Origin of the sequence: Alterluteimonas muca, assembly GCF_021191595.1 — a bacterium.
Classification (GTDB): domain Bacteria; phylum Pseudomonadota; class Gammaproteobacteria; order Xanthomonadales; family Xanthomonadaceae; genus Luteimonas; species Luteimonas muca.
The window spans coordinates 479,614-500,975 of record NZ_JAIWPS010000002.1 but is presented as its reverse complement, the minus strand read 5'-3'; the positions used below and the strand labels follow the sequence as shown (position 1 = coordinate 500,975).

At 68.5% G+C, this 21,362-nt stretch carries 18 protein-coding genes; 3 read left to right on the top strand and 15 right to left on the bottom strand.

Annotated features, from left to right (window positions below; genetic code table 11):
• Positions 1–82: 82 nt before the first annotated feature.
• Positions 83–1,239, bottom strand: a protein-coding gene (locus tag LDO11_RS05585; protein ID WP_232140651.1) for an IS3 family transposase whose coding sequence is annotated in 2 segments (ribosomal slippage) — positions 83–999 and positions 999–1,239 — 1,158 coding nt in all. Because the reading frame shifts where the segments join, the coding sequence is not laid out codon by codon here.
• 645 nt (positions 1,240–1,884) lie between these two features.
• On the opposite strand from LDO11_RS05585, the gene LDO11_RS05580 reads away from it, so the two are divergent.
• Positions 1,885–2,526, top strand: coding sequence for a M949_RS01915 family surface polysaccharide biosynthesis protein (locus tag LDO11_RS05580; RefSeq protein ID WP_232140650.1), 642 nt, complete (start codon positions 1,885–1,887; stop codon positions 2,524–2,526).
• 48 nt (positions 2,527–2,574) lie between these two features.
• On the opposite strand, the gene LDO11_RS05575 is transcribed toward LDO11_RS05580, so the two are convergent.
• The 6 genes from LDO11_RS05575 to LDO11_RS05550 form a co-directional block, all read right to left on the bottom strand.
• On the bottom strand, positions 2,575–3,027 hold the full coding sequence (locus LDO11_RS05575) for a hypothetical protein (RefSeq protein ID WP_435574609.1): 453 nt from the start codon (positions 3,025–3,027) through the stop codon (positions 2,575–2,577).
• An 84-nt stretch (positions 3,028–3,111) separates the two neighbouring features.
• Positions 3,112–3,318, bottom strand: a complete 207-nt coding sequence (locus LDO11_RS05570; RefSeq protein WP_232140649.1) for a PspC domain-containing protein — start codon at positions 3,316–3,318, stop codon at positions 3,112–3,114.
• A 15-nt stretch (positions 3,319–3,333) separates the two neighbouring features.
• A complete protein-coding gene (locus LDO11_RS05565; protein WP_129136122.1) occupies positions 3,334–4,404 on the bottom strand; it encodes a class III poly(R)-hydroxyalkanoic acid synthase subunit PhaC in 1,071 nt (356 codons plus the stop codon).
• Between the two features lies 1 nt (position 4,405).
• Entirely contained in the window at positions 4,406–5,836 is a 1,431-nt protein-coding gene (gene phaE / locus LDO11_RS05560; RefSeq protein WP_232140648.1) for a class III poly(R)-hydroxyalkanoic acid synthase subunit PhaE, read from the bottom strand.
• Between the two features lie 93 nt (positions 5,837–5,929).
• A complete protein-coding gene (gene pssA / locus LDO11_RS05555; RefSeq protein ID WP_232140647.1) occupies positions 5,930–6,550 on the bottom strand; it encodes a CDP-diacylglycerol--serine O-phosphatidyltransferase in 621 nt (206 codons plus the stop codon).
• 70 nt (positions 6,551–6,620) lie between these two features.
• Positions 6,621–8,441 (bottom strand): 3-hydroxybutyrate oligomer hydrolase family protein, encoded by a 1,821-nt coding sequence (locus LDO11_RS05550; RefSeq protein ID WP_255683276.1) that lies wholly within the window; start codon positions 8,439–8,441, stop codon positions 6,621–6,623.
• A gap of 85 nt (positions 8,442–8,526) precedes the next feature.
• Here LDO11_RS05550 and LDO11_RS05545 point away from each other — a divergent pair, with 85 nt between their 5' ends.
• Positions 8,527–9,192 (top strand): response regulator transcription factor, encoded by a 666-nt coding sequence (locus tag LDO11_RS05545; RefSeq protein ID WP_232140645.1) that lies wholly within the window; start codon positions 8,527–8,529, stop codon positions 9,190–9,192.
• Positions 9,193–9,195: 3 nt separating this feature from the next.
• On the opposite strand, the gene LDO11_RS05540 is transcribed toward LDO11_RS05545, so the two are convergent.
• The 4 genes from LDO11_RS05540 to LDO11_RS05530 all read right to left on the bottom strand — a co-directional run bounded on the left by LDO11_RS05540 (position 9,196) and on the right by LDO11_RS05530 (position 15,496).
• Positions 9,196–9,684, bottom strand: a complete 489-nt coding sequence (locus LDO11_RS05540) for an NUDIX hydrolase (RefSeq protein WP_232140644.1) — start codon at positions 9,682–9,684, stop codon at positions 9,196–9,198.
• Positions 9,685–9,748: 64 nt separating this feature from the next.
• On the bottom strand, positions 9,749–9,928 hold the full coding sequence (locus LDO11_RS15830; RefSeq protein WP_343226098.1) for a hypothetical protein: 180 nt from the start codon (positions 9,926–9,928) through the stop codon (positions 9,749–9,751).
• Complete coding sequence (locus LDO11_RS05535) at positions 9,883–13,059, bottom strand: sensor histidine kinase (RefSeq protein WP_343226099.1); 3,177 nt, start codon at positions 13,057–13,059, stop codon at positions 9,883–9,885. Before LDO11_RS05535 ends, LDO11_RS15830 begins: the two co-directional genes overlap by 46 nt.
• A gap of 151 nt (positions 13,060–13,210) precedes the next feature.
• Positions 13,211–15,496 carry a TonB-dependent receptor gene (locus tag LDO11_RS05530; protein WP_232140643.1) on the bottom strand — a complete coding sequence of 762 codons (2,286 nt, stop codon included), beginning with the start codon at positions 15,494–15,496 and terminating at the stop codon, positions 13,211–13,213.
• Between the two features lie 177 nt (positions 15,497–15,673).
• Here LDO11_RS05530 and LDO11_RS05525 point away from each other — a divergent pair, with 177 nt between their 5' ends.
• On the top strand, positions 15,674–17,071 hold the full coding sequence (locus LDO11_RS05525) for a GntP family permease (RefSeq protein WP_232140642.1): 1,398 nt from the start codon (positions 15,674–15,676) through the stop codon (positions 17,069–17,071).
• A gap of 141 nt (positions 17,072–17,212) precedes the next feature.
• Here LDO11_RS05525 and pnp read toward each other — a convergent pair whose 3' ends face one another.
• From pnp to rbfA, 4 genes are all read right to left on the bottom strand, one after another.
• Positions 17,213–19,324, bottom strand: coding sequence for a polyribonucleotide nucleotidyltransferase (gene pnp, locus LDO11_RS05520; protein ID WP_129136146.1), 2,112 nt, complete (start codon positions 19,322–19,324; stop codon positions 17,213–17,215).
• A gap of 137 nt (positions 19,325–19,461) precedes the next feature.
• Positions 19,462–19,722 carry a 30S ribosomal protein S15 gene (gene rpsO, locus LDO11_RS05515; protein ID WP_100322431.1) on the bottom strand — a complete coding sequence of 87 codons (261 nt, stop codon included), beginning with the start codon at positions 19,720–19,722 and terminating at the stop codon, positions 19,462–19,464.
• A 188-nt stretch (positions 19,723–19,910) separates the two neighbouring features.
• The gene (gene truB / locus LDO11_RS05510; RefSeq protein WP_129136147.1) at positions 19,911–20,882 is read right to left on the bottom strand and encodes a tRNA pseudouridine(55) synthase TruB; all 972 of its coding nucleotides are present in this window, start codon (positions 20,880–20,882) and stop codon (positions 19,911–19,913) included.
• Positions 20,883–20,932: 50 nt separating this feature from the next.
• Positions 20,933–21,334, bottom strand: coding sequence for a 30S ribosome-binding factor RbfA (rbfA, locus tag LDO11_RS05505; protein WP_129136148.1), 402 nt, complete (start codon positions 21,332–21,334; stop codon positions 20,933–20,935).
• Between the last annotated feature and the right edge of the window lie 28 nt (positions 21,335–21,362).

The window sequence follows — 21,362 nt, the reverse complement described above, 5'->3', positions numbered from 1 at the left end:
GACGGTACCCGCTGGTGTTCCATGATGTCGGCGTAAGCTTCCCCGACCGGTAGACACCCGATGAGTAGAACTTTCTGGGGTTCTACCCCGAAATCACGGACGGTTGTAAAAGGGCTGAGAACTTCTGGTCTTGCCTGGCGACCCTTCGTCGCATCCTCGGGTTGTGGAACCGCTCGATGTATTCGAACACATCCGCCCTCGCGGCATCGAGCGTTGGGTAGGTCATGCGGTAGACCCGCTCGCGCTTGAGCAGGCCGAAGAAGCCTTCGCACGCGGCGTTGTCACCGCAGTGGCCCACCGCGCTCATCGAGCACACCAAGCCGTTGGCCGCCAGGTAACGCTGGTAGTCGCCGCTTCGGAACTGGCTGCCACGGTCGGAGTGCAGGATCAGCGGATGGCTGCCTTGGCGCTGCCAGACCGCCATCTGCACGGCCCTGATCACCATCTGACGATCCTGACGATGATGCATTGACCACCCCACCACCCGCTGGTCAAACAGGTCCAGCACGATGCACAGGTACAGCTTGCCTTGCCGGGTCTTGAGCTCGGTGATGTCGGTGACCCACCTGGTCTCCGGCTCCAACGCGGTGAAGTCCCGCTCCAGCAGGTTGCGCACACCCGGCGGCGTCAGCGCCGGCTTGCCGCGCTGGCCTCGCCGCTTCGGTCGCGGCCAACCTTGCAGGCCATCGGTCGCCATCAGACGCGCCACCCGGTTCAGGCTCGCCGTCTCGCCTTCCTCGGCAAGGTCTTCATGCATCCGGCCGGCGCCCAATGTGCCCCGGCTGTCCTCATGCAACTCACGGATCCGGCCGAGCAAGCGCTGGTTGTCGCGCTCCCGGGCACTGGGCAAGCGCTTACTCCAGTCGTAGTAACCGCTGGCCGAGACCCGCAGGCAACGACACATCAGTCGCACTGGAAACTCATCGCGGCAACGTTCGATCGCCTGATACCTCAGGACGATCCCTTGGCAAAGAACGTCGCCGCTTCTCGCAAAAAATCGCGTTCCTTCTTCACCCGGGCCAACTCGCGCTTGAGCCCGGCCAGCTCCTCGTCCCGGGGCGTCCCGGTGCCACCGAAGGCCACCTTGCCCTGGCTCTGCGCCTCCCGCTTCCAGCGGGTCAGCAGGGTGTCGCGAATCCCCAGCTCCCGGGCCACCTGGGCGCAGCTGACGCCCGGCTGGCTTGCCTGCTCAACAGCACCGCGCTTGAACTCCGCACTGAACTTCCTTCGCTTCGACATGAACACTCCTCATGGCCTTGATCGGCCTTCTCGTAAGTGTCCGTGAAAACGGGGGTGAACCCCTCCCATCCGCGAGGGCAACAACCATGCATGAGAATGCTCGCCTGACCCCGAAGGGCCGAGAGGTTCCTGTCCATCGCCTGCAAGCTAGCCAGCGGGTGGCCGAGGCCGTCTAAGCGAAGGGCGGGCCTGTTAGAGACCGCCGTGCGCAAGTGGTGGTGACGCCCGTCATTAGGACCGGCTGGAACCGGACGAAATTCAGCTTCGGGTGGGGCAGCAGAACGTGCGGCGAAGTCTGCTGTCGGGGGACGTCTCCGAGCAATGAGTGCGTCCGACCTCGCTTGAGATCACCTCTAACAAAATACGCCGCCCTCTGCAAAGACATGGCTGGCACAGGCGCTATCGCACCTCATCGTCAAGCACGAAAGCGAGTGGTCGGGGCCGATAGGCAGTGGGATGCATCAATGAGTTGATCCCGGAGAATCGGAAGAATGACTGGACGAAGGAAAAGGAGCGGATCGCATCATTGTTGGGGTGGGAAGATGCCAAAGGACAGAACGGCTGACGGGCGAGGAACCATTGATTGCTCACAACATGCGTCCTGACGCTCTGATGCAGCGACGTGTTCGCAGGCTTGGATGCTCGATGCTCCTGGCCGTGCTGGCCGCCTGTGGTGATAGCAACCCGCCGATGTCGATGGACTGGGCTCATTCCGACCGGGATACCACCATGCAGGTCGAGGACATCGACGTGGCGTCCCCCGCGCTGCCGGCGACGGCGAGCAGCGTCGACCGTGCGCTCCGCTACACCGATGCCGCTGGCGACAACACCCTGCTGCTCGGGCAGCACTCCACGACACGTAGCGACGACGACGGCGTCGTGGATCAGTTGACGTTGCACGCTGCCCACCACCTCGCGACCCCGGACGCGCCGCAGCCATTCCGTGAGGCGTGGCGGCACACCGAGGTTGTCGAGTGTGAGGGGCTGGATTTCGACGGACACTTCCTCGATGAGGTCTTGCGTGTCGAGGACCTCGACGGTGACGGCTTCGCCGAGACCCTTGTAGGGTTCAGCACGTTCTGCGGCGGTGGCATCGATCCACGGCAGATCAAACTGGTGCTGCACACGCGCGATCGCGACTTCGTCCTCGAAGGGGAATCCGTCGTCGAACCTCCCGGCGGCTCGCCATTTGGCGGCAGCCATGCCATGACCCCGCACGAAGACACGGTTCCGGCTCCGTTTCGCGAGGCGCTGCTCGCGGCGTGGAAACGCGTTCGCGCCGACTAGAGGCGGCAACCCTCCTTTACCGCGACCGTCGGACCACCACAGCGCGGGTCATCCCGCGCGGCGGCGTGGAAGTGCATCCGCCGGCCAGGGCCACCATCCCTCCCCCGTCATCGCATACCGATCGGCGGCGCGCTCGAAGCGGTTGCGCACGCTGACGCCGCCGCAGGCGAAGTAGATCGGTAGAAACAGCGGGCCGAGTGCCATGTACTGGTAGACGTGGGCGCGCTCGTGGTCGCCGATGCGGACGTGCGGATCCACGCAGAGGCCGGCGCGATGCGCGTAGGTGGTGCAGGCGACGTCGAGGTCATCACCGGTCTGCAGGATGACGTTGCCCAGCGTCATCGCCCCACCCGGGCCCCACGGGTACCGTGCGAACACCAGCGCGAGGTCGTGGTGGGACCACCCGGGACGCGCACCAGCCAGCATCCCCGCCGCACCGGCAATCAGGCCAAGCAGCGTGTTCGGCAGCGTCCAGATCGCTCCGGCAAGCAGCGCGAGCATGCGCAGAAGAGGCGGCAATCGGGTCACGACACGTGTGTCCGGTTGCAACAGCGCGGTACCGGGGGCGACCGGAACCGCATTGCCTCAGTCGCCCTCCGGCATGACCAGCCAGAGCACGAGATACACGATGATGCCGGGGAACGCCGCGGAAAGGACGGACAGCACGATGTAACCCAGCCGCACCGCGGTCGGGTTCCAGCCCATCCTGCGCGCGATGCCTCCCAGGACTCCCGCAAGCACACGGTCGTTGATCGAACGCGACAGCGTCGGCCTGTTGTTTGATGGGTTCATGACATCCGTCCTGTCCTAGCGCGAGCGGGCCGTGAGCCACTCATTGATCGCGGTCGGCACTTCCTTCTGCGCGCGACCGGAGACATAGATGCCGATATGGCCGCCGCGGAACGACAGCTCGGAATAATCATCGGTCCCGACCAGCCCGCGCATCGGCCGTGATGCCGAAGGCGGCACCAGGTGATCCTGCTCTGCGTAGATGTTGAGCACCGGCATCTCCACCAGCCCCAGGTGCACTTCCTGGTCACCGATGGTGACGCCACCGTTGACGAAGCCGTTGCCCTGGTAGAACTGCTTCACGAACTGGCGGAACGCTTCGCCGGCCTGGTCGGGCGAATCGAAGATCCACTTCTCCATGCGCAGGAAGTCCTCCACCGCCTTGCGGTCGTCGAGGATGTCCACCAGCCCGACATACTTCTGCACGAACAGCCGCCACGGCTTCAGCGTGAGGTAGCAGAGGTTCATCATGTCGGCGGGCACGTTGCCGAGCGTGTCCACGAACAGGTCGACATCCATCTCGCGCGTCCAGTTCGACAGCATGTTGTCGTCGGTATGGAAATCCACCGGGGTGACCATGGTGACGAGGTTGCGCACGCGGTCGGGATGCAGCGCGGCATAGCACAGCGAGAAGGTGCCACCCTGGCACACGCCCAGCAGGTTCACCGCATCGAGGCCATGGCTGTCGCGCAGATGGTCGATCGCGCCGCCGAGGAAGCGCTCGATGTAGTCCTCGAGCGTGAGGAACCGGTCGGACCGGTCCGGATAGCCCCAGTCGATGATGTAGACGTCCTGTCCCAGCGCCAGCAGGTTGCGCACCATCGAGCGGTCCGCCTGCAGGTCCACCATGTAGGGGCGATTGACCAGTGCGTAGCAGATCAGCAGCGGCACCCTCGATGTCGGCGCCTGTTCGCCGCGGAAGCGGTACAGCACGACCTTGCCATCGCGCCAGACCTCTTCGCGCGGGGTGACGCCGAAACCGGTGTCGCCCAGCTCGTGCAGGGTGCGCGCGCCGGAGGCGAGCTTCTGCTGGAAGGTCATCGCCTCCTGCATCAGGGTGTTCAGGCCGATGTCGAGTGGGCCGGTCATGTCAGCGCTTCCCCTTCTTCAGTGGCTTCGGTGCAGCGGGCATGGCATGCGTCGCGGAGAACAGCGTGCGTTGCCCCTCCCGCGCAGGGGCCACTGCGACCTCGCGTTTCGGGCGTCTGGTGGCAGCGGCCTTGCGGGCGGCCGGCTTGCTGCGTGCGCCTGTCGTCCTGGTGACCCGGGTTCCGGCAGGCCTGTTGCCCTTCGCCCCCGCGCCGCCCGCGGCGACCTTCGAACCGCGCGGCACGCCACCTCCGGCGGCAGGCCCTGCGGCGGCCTGCGCCTCGCCCCGCGTGGGGGCCGGCGTCGCTGCGCGGCTCGTCTTGCCCGCCTGCTTGCGGCCAGGGCGACGCGACGCAGGCGCGGGCTCGCCGGATCTGCCACGAGACGGGTTGCGCGCACCGGCGTTGCCGGTCTTGCCGGGGGTCGACGCACCTGCTTGCCCACCGTGTCCAACGGCCAGCGCCGCCACGGCATCCCGCAGCCGGCGGACCTGCCGCTCCAGCTCCACGACCTTGCGGTGCGCGCCGTCGAGCTCGGTGCGGGTCGGCATGTCGAACAGCGCGCACACCTGTTCCACCTCACGCTGTACGCCCTGGCGCACGCGCATCTGCGCGTCCACCAGCGCGGCATAGACGTGGCGGAATTCCTCGCCGAGCGCCACCGGTGCATAGGCCTCCTCGGCGGCGTCGATCCAGAGGTCGAACAGCGCGCGCGGGGAATCGATCTGCAGGCCCGGCGCCTCGCGGTCGGCCAGCTTGCGCTCGAAGATCGCGAGCCCGTCCTGCGTCACCCGCGCCATCAGGGCGTTGTACGCCTCCATTTTCTGCTGCAGTTCGATCTGCGCCTGTGCCAGCGCCTGCCAGCGCTCCTGGTGTTCCCGTGCGAAGCCGAACGTCGGGGTCTGCAGCCAGTCGCCGGCGCCGCCCTGCATCCGCTGCAGCCAGGGTGCCGCCTGGGCCAGCCATGCCTGCGGTCCCAGTGAGCCTGCCTGTTGCTGCGCGCTTGCGAGCATCTGGGCGAACGGATTGCCGCCGCTGTTGGCGAGCATCTTCTTCCAGGCGTCCACGACCTCGCCGGCGCTGCTGTCGCGCCCGGCGAACTGCGCGGCCAGCTGCTGCATCTGCGCGAACCATTGCCGTGCCAGTCCATCGAAACGTGATGCGGCGTGCTGTGCAGCGGAGGCCTGCGCCAGGTTCGCCCACCAGCTCGTCGGGTCGGCGCCCGCGACGGCGAAACCCGGAACCCCGGCACCCGCGCCGAAGCCCGGCATGCCAGCCGCACCGGGGCCGAATCCGGATTGACCGAAGCCGTGACCACCCTGCCCCGTCGCGGGCTGCAGGGCCTCGCTCCAGGCGCCCCAGAAGCGGCGTGCGAGGGTGTCGAATTCGGCCGCGGCCGCGGCGAAAGCCTGCTGGGATGCATCGTGGGACATGGGACCTCCGGGCGTCGCGTCGATCATAGCAACGCGGGTGCATCTCCCCGTTACCGCGACGCGGTCGCTCCGGACGCGCCAGCCCGGCGCCGGTCAGGGCTTGGGGATGCGCAGCGTCTTGCTGATCATCAGCGTGCCCGACAGCGCGAACATCAGCACCAGCGGATGCAGCTGCCACGGCCCGAGCTGCAGCTGGCCGAGCCAGATGGACTCACCGATGCGCCCCTGCGACGCGGCCACCGCCAGCACGATCACCAGCGCGAGGCTGGTGGGGATCGGCGTGCCCTCGAAGTAGCGCACCTTGCCCTCGTCACCGGCAAGCTGCTCGGCGGTGACGTTGTAGCGTGCCAGCCGGCTCACACCGCAGGCGACGAAATAGCTCAGCACCACCCAGTCCCAGCCGCCCTGCAATCCGCAGGCGTAGGCGAGCGCCGCGGGGGCCACGCCGAAGGAGATGACGTCGGCCAGCGAATCGAGCTCGCGGCCCAGCGTGGAGGCGACCTTGCGCCAGCGGGCCACCCGCCCGTCGAGCGCGTCGAATACGAACGCCAGCGGGATCAGCGCCATGCCGATCATGAGATCGCGCACCACGCCGTCCTGCAGGAAGCGCATCGCGGCGAAGATCGCGCCGGTGCCGCAGAAGGCGTTGGCGAGGGTGAACCAGTCGGCGAGATGGAACTCGCGCAGCATCGAGAAATGGCGGGATCGGGGCATCGTGGGTCACTCGTGGGATGCCCACAGCCTGCCAGAAACCCCTGTGAAGCGGACGGTGGCGTGGCGCACGCTAACGTCCGGGGATCGCCAGCGCTGCCGCATCCAGCGTGCCGCCCGGTCGGGTCTCGATGACCGCGTCGGCAGGCAGGCCGGCCTGCCCGTCGAGATGTGCCTGCACGCGGTCGAGTGCGGCGTAGACGTAGGGCAGCAAAGGCACGTAGCGGGCAGCGTAATCCGGCAACGCCAGGAACCCATCGAAATGCTGGGCGTTGCGGACTTCCCACAGGCGCACGTCGCGGCCGGCAGCACGCGCGGCGGCGGCATACGGGGCGCTGGTGAACGCGATCGGGATCAGGCCGTCGTCGCGACCATGCACAAGCACCACCGGCAGCCCCGCCCGCGGCGGTGCCGAGGCGAGCTGCTGCACGCCGGTGCGCACGCGTTGCGCATCCACGCCGTCGCCGGTCCACAGCGCGCGCAGGCAGGTGATTCCCGTGCCGGTGAGGTCCGGCGGTGCGAGCGCCGGATCCATGATGCCGACACCGGCTCCCGGCGGGATGCCGCTGGCGTCGCTCCACCAGGCGGCTCGTTCGGCCGCGGTGGCCGCACGCGGGCTGAAATCGGGATTCTGCGCTGCGAACGTATGGCCGCAGGGATGCGCGCCAACGCCGTAGCGACCGTAGGCGGAGGCATAGGTGACCGCCACCGCGCGGTAGAGATCGAAGTCCACCGAGAGTGCGGCCGCGCGGATCGCCTCGTCGGTCCAGCCGGACGCGTTGAGCGCGGCCAGTGCGGAGCGGGCCTGCGCTGCGGTGTCGTCGCCTTCGAGCACGCCCGCCTCACGCAACGCCGCACAGCGCGGCGCGCGCATCGCGGTGGCCAGGGCGGACAACGGCGACTGCGGCAGGTCCTCGAGCGCCGCCAGCGCACACGGCATCAGCATCGAGGCTTCGGTGGTGTAGTCGTACAACGGCCTCGCGCCGGGCGCGTCGATGTGGATGCTGGGCTCGCCGGCAACCACGGCGTCGAGCCAGTCACCATCCTCGGCAGCGCGCAGCACTGCGCCACCACCGTTGGAAATGCCGACCGCGATGAAACGGGTGTTGTCGAAGGTGAAGGGCGCCGCGCCCGGCAGGGCCTCGTTGAGCGCGGCCAGTGCGAACTCGCCGGCCTGGCGCACATGGCGCCCCCAGTCGGCTTCGGGGTTGTCGCCCGAATGGGCGTGCTTGAAGGCGATCCCGTTGGCCGGTGCGTCGTCACCCGGATCGAAGGCGAGCAGCTGGTCGCGCGCCGCGACGCGCCCGTCCATGCCGATACCCAGACGCGCGTCGAGGTCGAAGTAGTCGCTGCCCGCGGCCTTGTCGGTGTAGGCGACCGCGCATCCTCTGGGGAGGCCCCATGCGCCCGCCACCGCGATCGCGCCATAGATGCCGCGCGAGCCGGAAGACGCGGTCACCACCACGCAGGGCCGCCCGGCATCGAAGGCATCCGGGAGTTGCAGCATCACGCGGTGCGGATGGCGCGCCCCGGGCACCGTCGCCAGCGCATGGAACTCGCGCCCCGGGACCGCGGCCACGCTGCCGTACAGGCTGCCATAGCCCCCTTCCGGGCGAAGGTCGGCGATGCCTCGCCAGCTGCTCCACAGCGCGCGCCTGCGCAGTTCGGCGACGGTGGGCGCGGCGGCATCGGCGAACGCCGGTGCTGCCATGTTGCGCAGGCCGTCGAGACCGAGCCCGGCGCTCAGAAGATCGTCGCCGTTGCGATGGACGCTGCTGGACATCGGAGTGAACACGGCCGGATCCATTCGCGATGCCGATGGCGGGGTGGACGCGCAGGCGGCCAGGAGGAGCGCGCCGGCACAGGCCGCGGGATGCAGGAATCTGGGGTTCATGGCCGGACCTTAGCAGCGTGCCGCGAACACGGCATCGTACTTTGGTACCACCGGCGCCGGCGGGTGCGATGGCTACAATCGCGCCATGCCGACCCTGCTGATCGCCGACGACCACCCGCTGTTCCGCGCGGCGCTGCGTGGTGCGGCCGACGAGGCCGCAGATGACATCCAGACCTGCGAGGCGGGCACCCTCGACGACGTGATGGCGACGCTTGAAACGCGCGCCGACATCGACCTCGTGCTGCTGGACCTGCATATGCCCGGCAACCACGGTCTCGCCGGCCTGGCGGCATTGCGCGCGCAGTTTCCCGCCGTCGCGGTGGTGCTGGTGTCGGCCAACGAGGATCCGCAGATCGTGCGTCGTGCACTCGACCATGGCGCGGCGGGCTATATCCCCAAGAGCGCCGGCCTCGACGAGATGCGCGACGCGATCCGGGCCGTGCTCGACTGCCAGCAATGGCTGCCACCGGCATTGCGCGGTGCGGTCTCGCGCGCGGAGTCGGCCCCGGGCGATGCGGATCTCGCCGCGCGCCTGGCCAGCCTCACCCCGCAGCAGTTCCGCGTGCTGGCACTGGTGGCCGAGGGCCTGCTCAACAAGCAGATCGCCGATCGCCTCGACGTGCAGGAACGCACCGTCAAGGCGCATCTGTCGGCGATCTTCGAGAAGCTCGGCGCGCGCAACCGCACCCAGGCCGGGGTGATCCTGCGCGGGCTCGAGATCAGCGACCCCGCGGGCCGGGTCGAAAGCTGAAGGTCAGAACCGCGAGCACGACCACGACAGCATGCGGCCGTCGCGGTAGGGCATCACCATGTGGAAGGCGCGCGGGTCGTCGTCGAACACCAGCGGCACGAAGTGCCGGTCGCCTTCCCACATGGGCAGCTCCAGCACCCGCTCGATCTCCACCCACTCCAGCGTGCCTTCGACGTTGGACGCGTGCGGTGTGCCGCTGTAGCGGGTGACGAGGAACACGAAGCCGAACCAGTCCTCGCCGCCCTTGCCGAAGCCGGGCCAGCTGATCGTGCCGCGCAGCTGCATGGCGTCGCAGGTGATCCCGGCCTCCTCGAGGATCTCGCGGCGCATGCCGGCGGCGATGTCCTCGTCGGCCTCCAGCTTGCCGCCCAGGCCGTTGTACTTGCCGAGGTGCTGGTCGCTGGCGCGTGCGTTGCGGTGGATCAGCAGCACCTGGCGGCCGTCGGCGGACAACACGTAGCCCAGGGTGGCGAGGATCGGGGTATAGGGCATGCGGTGCGCTGGACAGGTGGCGTCGGGTGCCATGGTAGCCGCGGTGGTGGTGCCGGTACCGTGCTCAGTGCGCGCGCATCGCGCACAACCGGTCCAGCGTGGACTTCAGCGCCAGCGGCCGCACCGGCTTCTGCAACAGGCCGAGGCCGAGGTCGGCGACCTCGCGGCGCACCGCATCGGTGGCATCGGCGCTGAGGATCAGCGTCGCGTGCGCACCGTGCCGCTCGCCCAGCCGTTGCGCCACGGCGGTACCGGTCTCGCCGTCATCGAGGTGATAGTCGAACAGCCACAGGTCGGCCGGCCGCTCGTCGAGCGCGACGTCGGCCTCGCGGCCATTGACACGGCGGCCACGCTGCAGCCCCAGCCTTCCAGCAGCCGCGTGAGGGCTTCCAGTGCTGCGGGTTCGTTGTCGAGCAGCAGCACGTGGGCGCCTGCAAGGCCGACGTGCGTCCGGCCGGGCCGGTCGTGCGCCGGCGCCGCGACCTGCGGCAGGTCGAGTGCGAATACGGTTCCCGACCGCTCGCGGCTGCGCAGCGAGATGCGCGCATCCAGCAGGTGGGCGATGCGGTCGGCGATCGCAAGCCCCAGTCCCAGTCCCAGCCCCTGCCCCGCACTGCCCTCGCCACGGCGGAACTCCTCGAAAATAAGCGCCTGCTGCCGAAGCGGAATGCCCGGACCGGTGTCATGCACCTCCACCCGCAGCGCGCCGCCCGTGCGGCGCACGCCCAGCAGCACCCGGCCACGCGGTGTGTAGCGCACCGCATTGGCCAGGAAGTTCTGCAGCACGCGGCGCAGCAGCTGCGGGTCGCTGCGCGTCCATGCCCGGGTGGCCACGAAGTCGAACGCCAGCCCGCGCTCGGCGGCGAGCGCGCGGAACTCCGACGCCAGCGGTTCCAGCACATCCGACAGCGGGAAATCCCGCGGCTGCGGCACCAGCCCACCGGCTTCCAGCCGCGCCATGTCGAACAGGCCGGTGAGCAGGTCGGTGGTGGAATCCAGTGCACCGCGCAGCTGCCCCAGCAGGCGCGGCGCACTGCCCTGCGGGGCCGGACCGAGCTGCTGTTGCAGCGCGTCGGTGAACAGTTGTGCGGCGTGCAGGGGCTGCAGCAGGTCGTGGCCCACGGCTGCGAGGAAGCGGCTCTTGGCCTCGTTCGCACGCTCGGCCTCGCGGCGTGCCTGGTCGAGGCTGCGGGTGCGCTCGTCGACGCGCTGCTCGAGGGTTTCGTTGGAGGTCCGCAACGCATGCTCGGTGTTGCGGAACGCGGTGACGTCGGTGAACGTGGCGACGAAGCCGCCCCCCGGCATCGGGTTGCCGCGGATCTCGATGGTTTCGCCGCCGGGAAAGCGGCGTTCCGCCACATAGGGCGTGCCGGCCCGCATGTGCGCGAGGCGCTTGTCGACTTCGCCCGCCACCGCCACCGCGCCGATCAGGCCGCGGTCGAGGTTGTGGCGCACCAGCCGCGCCACCGGAACGCCCACCCGCAGCAGGTGCGACGGATAGCCGAAAAGCTGTGCATAGCGCGAGTTCCACGCCACCAGCTGCAGGTCGGCATCGACCACGCTGATGCCCTGGCTCATGTTCTCCAGTGCGGCTTCCAGCACGCGCTGGTTGAAGCGCAGGTCCTGCGAGGCCTCGCCGACGATGCTGGCGACGGTATCGAGGTCGGGACCGGATTCGCGACGCGCCGCGTCCAGCAGCAGGCGTGTCGACGCACTGCCCAGCACCGCCGACAGCTCGCGCTCCAGCCGTGCCTCGATCGCTGTCGGCACCGGCCCGCTGCGTGGCGCGCCGCGCAGCACGCGGTCGACCAGGCCCACCGGCAGGAAGCGACGGCCCGCATTGCGCAGCGCATCGAGATCGGCCCGCGCCAGCGGACGGTCGCGCTCGCGGCGATCGATCATGGCCACCACGGTGATCGCCGCGGTACCCACGAACAGCGATGCGCCGAACGCGCGGCCGAGCTGGCTCCAGCTCGTCAGGCCGAACAGTGCCTGTGGGCGGGCCCAAGCCGGCAGCTGTGCGGACCACCCGGACGGCAGCAGCGCGGGTGCAAGCATCACCCAGGCCCAGACCACGAACGCCGCCACGATGCCGGCGATCGCCGCACGCGGCGGGGTCTGCGGACGCCAGATCGCGAACGCCAGTGGCGGTGCCAGCGTCGCCAGCGCCGAGAACGACACCGCACCGATATCGGCCAGCATGCTGGCGTCGCCCACCACCCGGCCGTACGACCATGCGGCCAGCATGATCACCACGATGCCGGCGCGGCGCAGCATCAGCAGGTCGCCGCGATGGTCATTGCGGTCGCGTCGCGCCCATGCGCCACGCAGCAGGCCCGGCGCGAACCAGTGGTTGCCGATCATCAGGCTGAGGGTGAGCGTGCTGATCACCACCATGCCGGTGGCGGCACTCAGGCCGCCCAGGAAGGCCACCAGCGCCACCGACTCGCTGCCCTGCGACAGCGGCACCGCAAGCGCATACATGTCCGACGGCACGTGCGCCCCCAGCAGCCCCAGGCCCACGTAGGCCAGCAGCAGGCCGGGCGCGCCGATCAGCAGCAGGTACAGCGGAAACTGCCAGCGCGCGGCACCGATCTCGCGCTCGTCACGACACTCGACGACGGCGACGTGGAACTGGTGCGGCAGCACGAACATCGCCAGCGCACCGAGCAACACCAGCGGCATGAAGCCATCGAGGTCCTGTGCGGGAAGTGGTGGCAGCGCAGGCATGTCGCGCGCGATGCCCCACACGAACAGGCCCAGCACCAGCATCGCCACCAGCTTGAGCACCGACTCGAACGCCACCGCGAGCACCAGTCCGCGGTTGTGCTCGGCCGCGCTGGTCCGCCGGGTGCCGAACAGCATCGCGAACACCGCCATCGCCAGCGCGACGTACAGGCCGACATCGCGCCACGGCGGAATCTCCGTCAGGTCCGCGAAGCCGGTGGCCGTCAACACCGAGTAGCTCATCGCCACCGCCCTGAGCTGCAGCGCGATGTAGGGCAGCAGGCCCAGCACGGCGACGAGGGTGACCGTGGCGGCCAGCCAGGGGTCCTTGCCCAGCCGCGTGGCGATGAGGTCGGCAAGCGACGTGGCATTGGTCTCGCGTGCCAGCCGCACCAGCCGCGCCATGAAACGCCAGGCGATCAGGTAGAACAGGATGGCGCCGACGAAGGTGGGCGGCAGCGGCCAGCCGTAGCGCGCCGCCTGGGTCACCGTGCCGTAGAAGGTCCACGAGGTGCAATGCACCGCCAGCGACAGCGCGTAGACATGGCGCCAGTGGCGCGCCAGCAGCTGCGGGCGGCGTTCACCGTAGATGCCGGCCAGGAACATCATGCCCAGCCACAGCATCGCCGCCGCCAGTACCGCCCCCACGCTCAACACCGGGGCGTGACCATGGACGAGTGCGCGAAGGAGGTGCGGTCAGGCATGGCGCGCGAGCATAGCGCAGCGCTGCACGACTGCTCACACGACACAGGCCCCGGACATGCCGGGGCCTGTGCGTTGCACGGTGCGATGCGCGTGGTCAGAAGTTGCGGCGGACGGTCAGGTACCAGTTGCGCGGCGGTGCGTAGTACGCGGTCTGGATGTTGGCCACCGAGGAGAACTCCTGCCCCTCGATCTTATACAGCTCGTCGGTGAGGTTGCGCACGCCGGCGCGCACCTGCCACGCGTACTGCGGCGAATCCCACGACGTGAACACACCGGCCGTGGTGTAGGCCTCCTGCATCAGCCCCGGACGGTTGTCCACCGACAGCCAGGTATCGCCACGGTAGGCCACGTCGCCGCCCACGGTGAGGGTACCGTTGCCGCCGAGGTCGAACGCGTGCTGCAGGGCGATGCGCGCGGTCCAGTCCGGCGAGAACGGCACGTGCTCGTGCAGCGACGGGTCGTAGGCCGGGTTGGCCGGATCGGTGGTGCGCAGGTCCTCGAAGGACCTGTAGCTTGCGTCCATCCAGCTGACCTGCCCGCTGAGCTGGGTGGCGTCACCCAGGCGCGCCACGCCCTCGAACTCGAACCCGTTGATCTCCATTTCCGCGGCGTTGAGCACCGGGAACGAGAAGGTCGGCGTCGGGGAATCAGGGTTGAGTACCTCGGAGACACGCGCCTGGAAGTCCTTGTAGCTGCTGTGGAAGGCAGCCACGTTGGCGGTCAGGCGGCCATCATCCGAGCGCATCTTGACGCCAGCTTCGTAGGTCCACACGAACTCGGGGTCGAACACCGCCCGCGTCGTCTCCAGGGCCGCGTTGGCACGGCCGTTGAATCCGCCCGACTTGAAGCCGCGGTTGGCCGAGACATACCCCATCACGTTGTCGCTGAAAGCCTTCTGCAGGCTCAGCGACGGCGTCCACGCATCCCAGCTCCGGTTGCCGTCGAATGCCACCGTCTCGTTGAGCGCGGCCAGGATCGGACCCCAGTAGGTGCTGGTGGTGCGCCAGTAGTCCTTCTCGTCGCGCGAATAGCGCAGGCCGGCGGCCAGCGTCCAGGTCGGCGCGAACTCCCAGTTGACGTGGGCGAAGGCGGCGACGCTGGTGGTCTCGAGGTCGTCGTCGATCGTGCGCAGGAAGTCGATCGGCGTGCCGGCGAAGCCGAAGAAGTCGTCCGCATAGGCTTCCTGGTACGAGGGCAGCGTCTCGTTCATGTAGTACGCGCCAAAGATCGCCTGCAGGTTGCCGCCGTTGTCGTACTGCAGCTGCAGTTCCTGGCTCACCTGCTCCTGGTCCACTTCGACCAGCACGTCGCCCAGCACCCACTCGGATGCATCGATGTCGATGAAGGAGCTGGTATCGAGCTTGCGCCAGGCGCTGATGCTCCTGAGCGACCACTGCTCGCCGAGCTCCCACTGCAGGTTGGCGCTGACACCCTTGTGCGTCATCTCCTGGCCCTGGCTGGGGCGGAACGAGGTACGCGTGCGGAAGTCGTAGTCGTCGGTGGACGGCTGCAGCAGCACCACCTGGCCGAGCGCGAGGTCGGTGCGCAGCAGCGGCGCGGTGGGCTGGCCGAGGGTGAGCGCGTTGTCCTGGCGGGTGTAGTCGGCCGACAGCGTGGCGCTGAAGGTATCGCTGGGGCGCAGCGCGAGCTTGCCGCGCAGCGAGATCGTGTCCTCACCGTTGTAGTCCTCGCCGGTGGCGGGATCCTCGACGTAGCCATCGTTGGTCAGCCACGCACCGGCCAGGCTGAAGGCCGCGGTATCGCTCAGCTGCTCGCCGAGGTAGGCGCGGCCGTCCATGCGGCCGAAGCTGCCGGTCCCGAACTCCACCGCCGCGCCGGTATCGTCGAGCGGGTTCCTGGTGGTGACCTTGATCGCGCCACCGGTGGAATTCTTGCCGTACAGCGTGCCCTGCGGGCCACGCAGCACTTCCACCTGCTGCACGTCGAACAGCGAGAACAGCGCACCGTTGATGCGCGAGTAGTAGACGTCGTCGACGTACATGCCGACGCCGGGGTCGAAGGTCTGCAGCGAGTCGGGCTGGCCGATGCCGCGGATGAACACGTTGACGGTGTTCGACGAGCCCCGCCCCTGCACGATGTTGAGGTTGGGCACCGCGCCCTGCAGGCCATCGATGTTGTTGGCCTGCAGGTCGCGCAGCTGCTCCTCGCCGAACGCACTCACCGCCACCGGCACGTCCTGGATCGACTCCGCGCGGCGGCGCGCGGTCACCACGATCCCGTCGAGGGTGGTCGCGTCCGCCGCACGGGCGGGCGCAGTGCCGGCGGCCTGCGCCGGGTCCTGTGCCTGAGCGGCGAACGTCGACAGGCCGAAGGCGATCGCCAGGCCGAGCCGGCTGCCCGACAGATTCCTGTATTTCATGTGTCCCCTCCCACGGGTTGTCTCTTCGTGGCGCGCGCCGCTGCGCGCACCCTGGCCGCTTGGACCATGCTGGCAAGCCTAGGCAGCCCCCCGATGGCCGGCACTTGTACCTTCGGACAATGGGGCCGCTGCACCGGGCTGACGACACTGGCGATCGTCGTCAATCCGGATCGATCCATGTCCCTGCTGATCGTGCTCGCCGCACTGGGCTTCCTGATGCTGGTCGCCTATCGCGGCCACAGCGTCATCCTGTTCGCGCCGGTGGCGGCGATGGGCGCGGTGCTGCTGACCGACCCGGACCTCGTCGCGCCGATGTTCACCGGGCTCTTCATGGACCGGATGGTCGGCTTCCTGAAACTGTATTTCCCGGTATTCCTGCTGGGCGCCGTGTTCGGCAAGCTGATCGAGCTTTCCGGATTCTCCAAGTCGATCGTGGCGGCCACCATCCGCCTGTTCGGGCCACAGCGGGCGATGCTGTCGATCGTGACCGTGTGCGCGCTGCTGACGTACGGCGGGGTGTCGCTGTTCGTGGTGGTGTTCGCGGTGTATCCGTTCGCGGCCGAGCTGTTCCGCCAGGCCGCGATCCCCAAGCGCCTGATCCCCGGCACCATCGCGCTGGGCGCCTTCACCTTCACCATGATGGCGCTGCCCGGCACGCCGCAGATCCAGAACATCATTCCGACCGCGTTCTTCGGCACCGACTCCTGGGCGGCGCCGGCACTGGGCACGATCGGTTCGATCCTGATCTTCGCCGGCGGCATGGCCTATCTGGAGTGGCGCCGCCGCAAGGCCGCCGTCGCGGGCGAAGGCTACGGCGAGAACCTGCTCAACGAGCCCGAGCCCTTCGTGGGCGAGCGGCTGGCGCATCCGCTGGTGGCGCTGCTGCCGCTGCTGCTGGTCGGCGTGTCCAACAAGCTGTTCACCGACCTGATCCCGCGGGTGTATGGCGCGACCCACAGCTTCAACCCCTCGTCGATGGGCAGCGCCGAACCGGTGGTGCAGGAAGTGTCGCGGGTCGCGGCGATCTGGGCGGTCCAGGGCGCACTGCTGGTGGGCATCCTGGCGGTGCTGCTGCTGGCCTGGAAGCCGGTGAGCGCGAAGTTCGTGGAAGGCAGCAAGGCCGCGATCGGCGGCGCGTTGCTGGCGTCGATGAATACCGCCTCCGAGTACGGCTTCGGCGCGGTGATCGCCGCCCTGCCCGGCTTCCTGCTGGTGGCCAACAGCCTCAACGCCATCTCCGATCCGCTGGTGCACGAGGCGGTGACGGTGACCGCGCTGGCCGGCATCACCGGCTCGGCCTCCGGCGGCATGAGCATCGCCCTGGCGGCGATGTCGGAGACCTTTATCGCAAACGCCCAGGCGGCCGGCATCCCGATGGACGTGCTGCACCGCGTCGCGGCGATGGCTTCCGGCGGCCTGGACACCCTGCCCCACAACGGCGCGGTGATCACCCTGCTGGCGGTGACCGGGCTGACCCACCGCCAGTCCTATGGCGACATCTTCGCGATCACCCTGATCAGCACCTCGGCGGTGTTCGTGGTGATCGCGCTGTTCTACCTCGCCGGAATCGTCTGACCCGCTCCATGTCCCGGCCCTGCGGGCTTCGGCGCCACGTCGGGGCCATCTTCCCGGGTGCACAAAAAGAAAGAGCGGGCCGAAGCCCGCTCTTTCGTCATGCCCGCCGCGCGTCGGTGACGCGCGATGGCGATGGCTCGCTTACTCGGCGGCCGGCGTACCTTCGCCTTCCTCGACGGCCTTGATCGACAGGCGGATGCGGCCCTGCTTGTCGACTTCCAGCACCTTGACCTTGACGATGTCGCCTTCCTTGAGCTTGTCGCCGACCTTCTCCACGCGCTCGCTGGAGATCTGCGAGACGTGCACCAGGCCGTCCTTGCCGGGCGAGATGGTCACGAACGCACCGAAGTCCATGATCTTGACCACCTTGCCCTCGTAGATCCGGCCCGGCTCGACGTCCGAGGTGATCTGCTCGATGCGGTCCTTGGCGGCCTTGCCGGCGGCGGCGTCGACCGAGGCGATGGTGATGGTGCCATCGTCCTGGATGTCGATCTGGGTGCCGGTTTCCTTGGTGATCGCCTGGATGACCGAACCGCCCTTGCCGATCACTTCGCGGATCTTGTCGGGGTGGATCTTGATCGTGATCAGGCGCGGCGCGAACTCGGAGAGCTCCGAGCGCGGCGTGCTGAGCGCGGCCTCCATCTCCTTGAGGATGTGCAGGCGGCCCTGCTTCGCCTGCGCCAGCGCGACCTTCATGATCTCCTCGGTGATGCCCTGGATCTTGATGTCCATCTGCAGGGCGGTGATGCCCTCGCTGGTACCGGCCACCTTGAAGTCCATGTCGCCGAGGTGATCCTCGTCACCGAGGATGTCGGACAGCACGACGAACTCGTCGCCTTCCTTCACCAGGCCCATCGCGATGCCCGCGACCGGTGCCTTGATCGGCACGCCGGCGTCCATCAGCGCCAGCGACGAGCCGCAGACCGATGCCATCGACGACGAACCGTTCGACTCGGTGATCTCCGAGACCACGCGGATCGTGTACGGGAACTCCTCGATCGTCGGCATCACTGCCAGCACGCCGCGCTTGGCGAGGCGGCCATGGCCGATCTCGCGACGCTTCGGGCCCATCATGCGGCCGGCTTCACCCACCGAGTAGGGGGGGAAGTTGTAGTGGAACAGGAAGTGTTCCTTGTACTCGCCGGCCACGGCGTCGATGACCTGGCCATCGCGCGCGGTACCGAGGGTCACGGCAACGATCGCCTGGGTCTCGCCACGGGTGAACAGCGACGAGCCGTGCACGCGCGGCAGGATGCCGACCTTCGAGCTGATCGGGCGCACGGTGTCGAGCGCACGGCCATCGATGCGGACCTTGGTCCGGATGACCGAGTCGCGCATGGTCTGGTATTCCTGCTCGCTGAACTCCTTCGACAGCTCGCTCGACGTCCAGGCATTGGCCTCGGCGTTGGGCGCCAGCGCCTCGAGGATCGCCTTGCGCACGCTGGAGATCGCGTCGCGGCGCTGCAGCTTGTCGCGCACCTGGAACGCGGCCGAGAGCTGCTCGCCCACGGCATTGCGGATGGCCGAGACCACGCCTTCGTTGGCGGCCGGTGCGGTCCACTCCCACTTCGGCTTGCCGGCTTCGGCGACCAGCTCGTTGATCGCCGAGATCGCGACCTGCATCTGCTGGTGGCCGAACATCACCGCGCCCAGCATGACGTCTTCCGACAGCACGTTGGCCTCGGACTCCACCATCAGCACCGCATTGGCGGTACCGGCGACGACGAGCTCGAGATCGGAGTCCTTGAGCTCCGACACGGTCGGGTTGAGCAGGTACTGGCCATCCCTGTAGCCGACCTTGGCGGCACCGATCGGGCCGTCGAACGGCGCGCCCGACAGCGACAGCGCGGCCGAGGCGCCGATCAGCGCGAGGATGTCGCCATCGATTTCCGGGTTCAGCGACATCACCGTGGCGATGATCTGGACCTCGTTGCGGAAGCCATCCGGGAACAACGGGCGGATCGGGCGGTCGATCAGGCGCGAGATCAGCGTTTCCTTCTCGGTCTGACGGCCCTCACGCTTGAAGAAGCCACCGGGGATACGGCCGCCGGCGTAGAACTTTTCCTGGTAATCGACCGTCAGCGGGAAGAAGTCCTGCCCTTCGCGGGCGGTCTTGTTGGCAACGGCGCTGACCAGCAGCACGGTGCCTTCGCACGAGACCATGACCGCACCACCCGCCTGGCGGGCGATCTCACCGGTTTCGAGCGTGACCTGGCGGCTGCCGTACTGGAAGTTCTTGGTAACTTTTGCCACGTTGTTGTGTCCTTGGATGACTCTTTCTTCGATGAACCGCCCGGGGCCCTTGCCCCGGCCGGGCGACCGCGTTGGGGCGGCCTTTTTACGAACCTCAAAACAAACGCGGCGCATCGCTGCGCCGCGTGTGGTGCGATTTACCGACGCAGACCGAGTTTCTCGATCAGTGCCTTGTAGCGGTCCGCGTCCTTGCGGTGCAGGTAGTCCAGCAGGCTACGGCGCTGGTTGACCATCTGCAGCAGGCCGCGGCGGCTGTGGTGATCCTTCTTGTGCGTCTTGAAGTGCTCGGTGAGGTGCACGATGCGCGCGGTCAGCAGCGCGACCTGCACTTCCGGCGAACCGGTGTCGCCTTCGGCCCGCTTGTGTTCGTTGATGATGCTGGTGGTATCGATGGACATGGAAACCTCGTGTCGCAAAGCCCGCAGAAGACGCGACGTGGGGGACTGCGACACGGCCCGGACTGCGGCGTGGAACAGACCACGATCGACGCACCGCCAGGGCCCGCCATGGATGGAAGAATGCGAAATGCAAGCGCTTGAAAAAGCGCGGGAATTCTACCGCGATCAGCACCCTGCCACAACCGCGCTCAGCAGGTGACCACGCGGCCCGGCTGGCTGACCGCCCAGCTGAACAGCCGCTGCGGGCGCAACCGGCCATCGCCATCGACTTCGCCCAGCCCGAGGGCCCGCCCGTTCATGTCGAACACGCCGACCTCGCCCCGCGGTTGGAAGCCGCCGCTGACGGCCTGCCCATAGGACAGCGCCTGCACCTGGCGGGCATCGAGGCGGACTTCCGGCCAGGCGGCCATCCCCGCCTCGATCGGAAGCAGGCAGGCCTCCAGCGCCGGTCGGCCGCGTTCCGCCAGCGCCTGCAGTGCCTCCAGCGTCCACAACCGTGGGTCGCGGAACGGGTCCACCCAGATGCGGCGCAGCTCCGCCACGTGCGCGCCGCATCCCAGCGCTTCGCCGAGGTCGCGGACCAGACTGCGCACATAGGTGCCCGAACCGCACTCGACATGCAGCCGCAGCTGCGGCGGCACGCCCTGCAGGTCGTCGACCAGGTCGGCGGCGGACTGCAGCGCGAACCCGTGCACGTCCACCTCGCGCGGCTCGACCTCGACGTGTTCACCGCGTCGTGCCTTGGCATACAGCGGCTCGCCGCCACGCTTGAGCGCGGAGTAGATCGGCGGGCGCTGGAGGATGCGCCCGGTCAACGCCTGCAAGGCGGCGTCGATTTCGGCCACGCGCAGTGGCGGCACCGGGCGCTCGCGCAGGGGCTGGCCATCGGCGTCGTCGGTATCGGTGACCGTGCCCAGGCGGGCGACGGTGTCATAGGCCTTGCGTGCGCCGAGCAGGCCACCTGCGATCTTGGTCGCCTCGCCCAGGCACACCGGCAACAGGCCGGTCGCGAGCGGATCCAGGCTGCCGGTGTGGCCGCCCTTCTCCGCCTCGAACAGCTTGCGCACCTGCTGCAGGGCCTGGTTGGAGCTCAGGCCACGCGGCTTGTCGAGCAGGAGGATGCCGTCGACCTTGCGGACACGTCTGCGCGGTTTGGACATGGGTTCACGTCAGCGCACGTCGCGGCAAGCAGCGCATGCCGCGCGGTGCGTCAGGCGCCGCGCGCCCCGTCCGCCCCGTCGTCGCCCTCGTCGGCGTCGGCCGGCGCGTCGGGAAGATCGCGCAGCAGGGTGTCGATGCGCTCGCCGCGATCGACCGAATCGTCGTAGTGGAAATGCAGCTCCGGCACGTGGCGCAGCTTGATCAGGCGTGCAAGGCGGAAGCGGATCTCCCCGGCCAGCGCCTTGAGACCGGCCATGGCCTCCTGCGAGCGCTCGGCCTGCAACGCGGTCACGAACACCTTGGCGTGTGCGAGGTCGCGGGTGACCTCGACGTCGGACACGCTGACCGACGGCAGCCCGTACTCGGACACGGCCTGGCGGACCAGGGTGCCGAGTTCGCGGCGCAGCTGCGCGGACACGCGATCGGTGCGATGAAAGGATTTGGTGGGCATGGTGGAACTCCTGGTCGGCAGCGCGCCG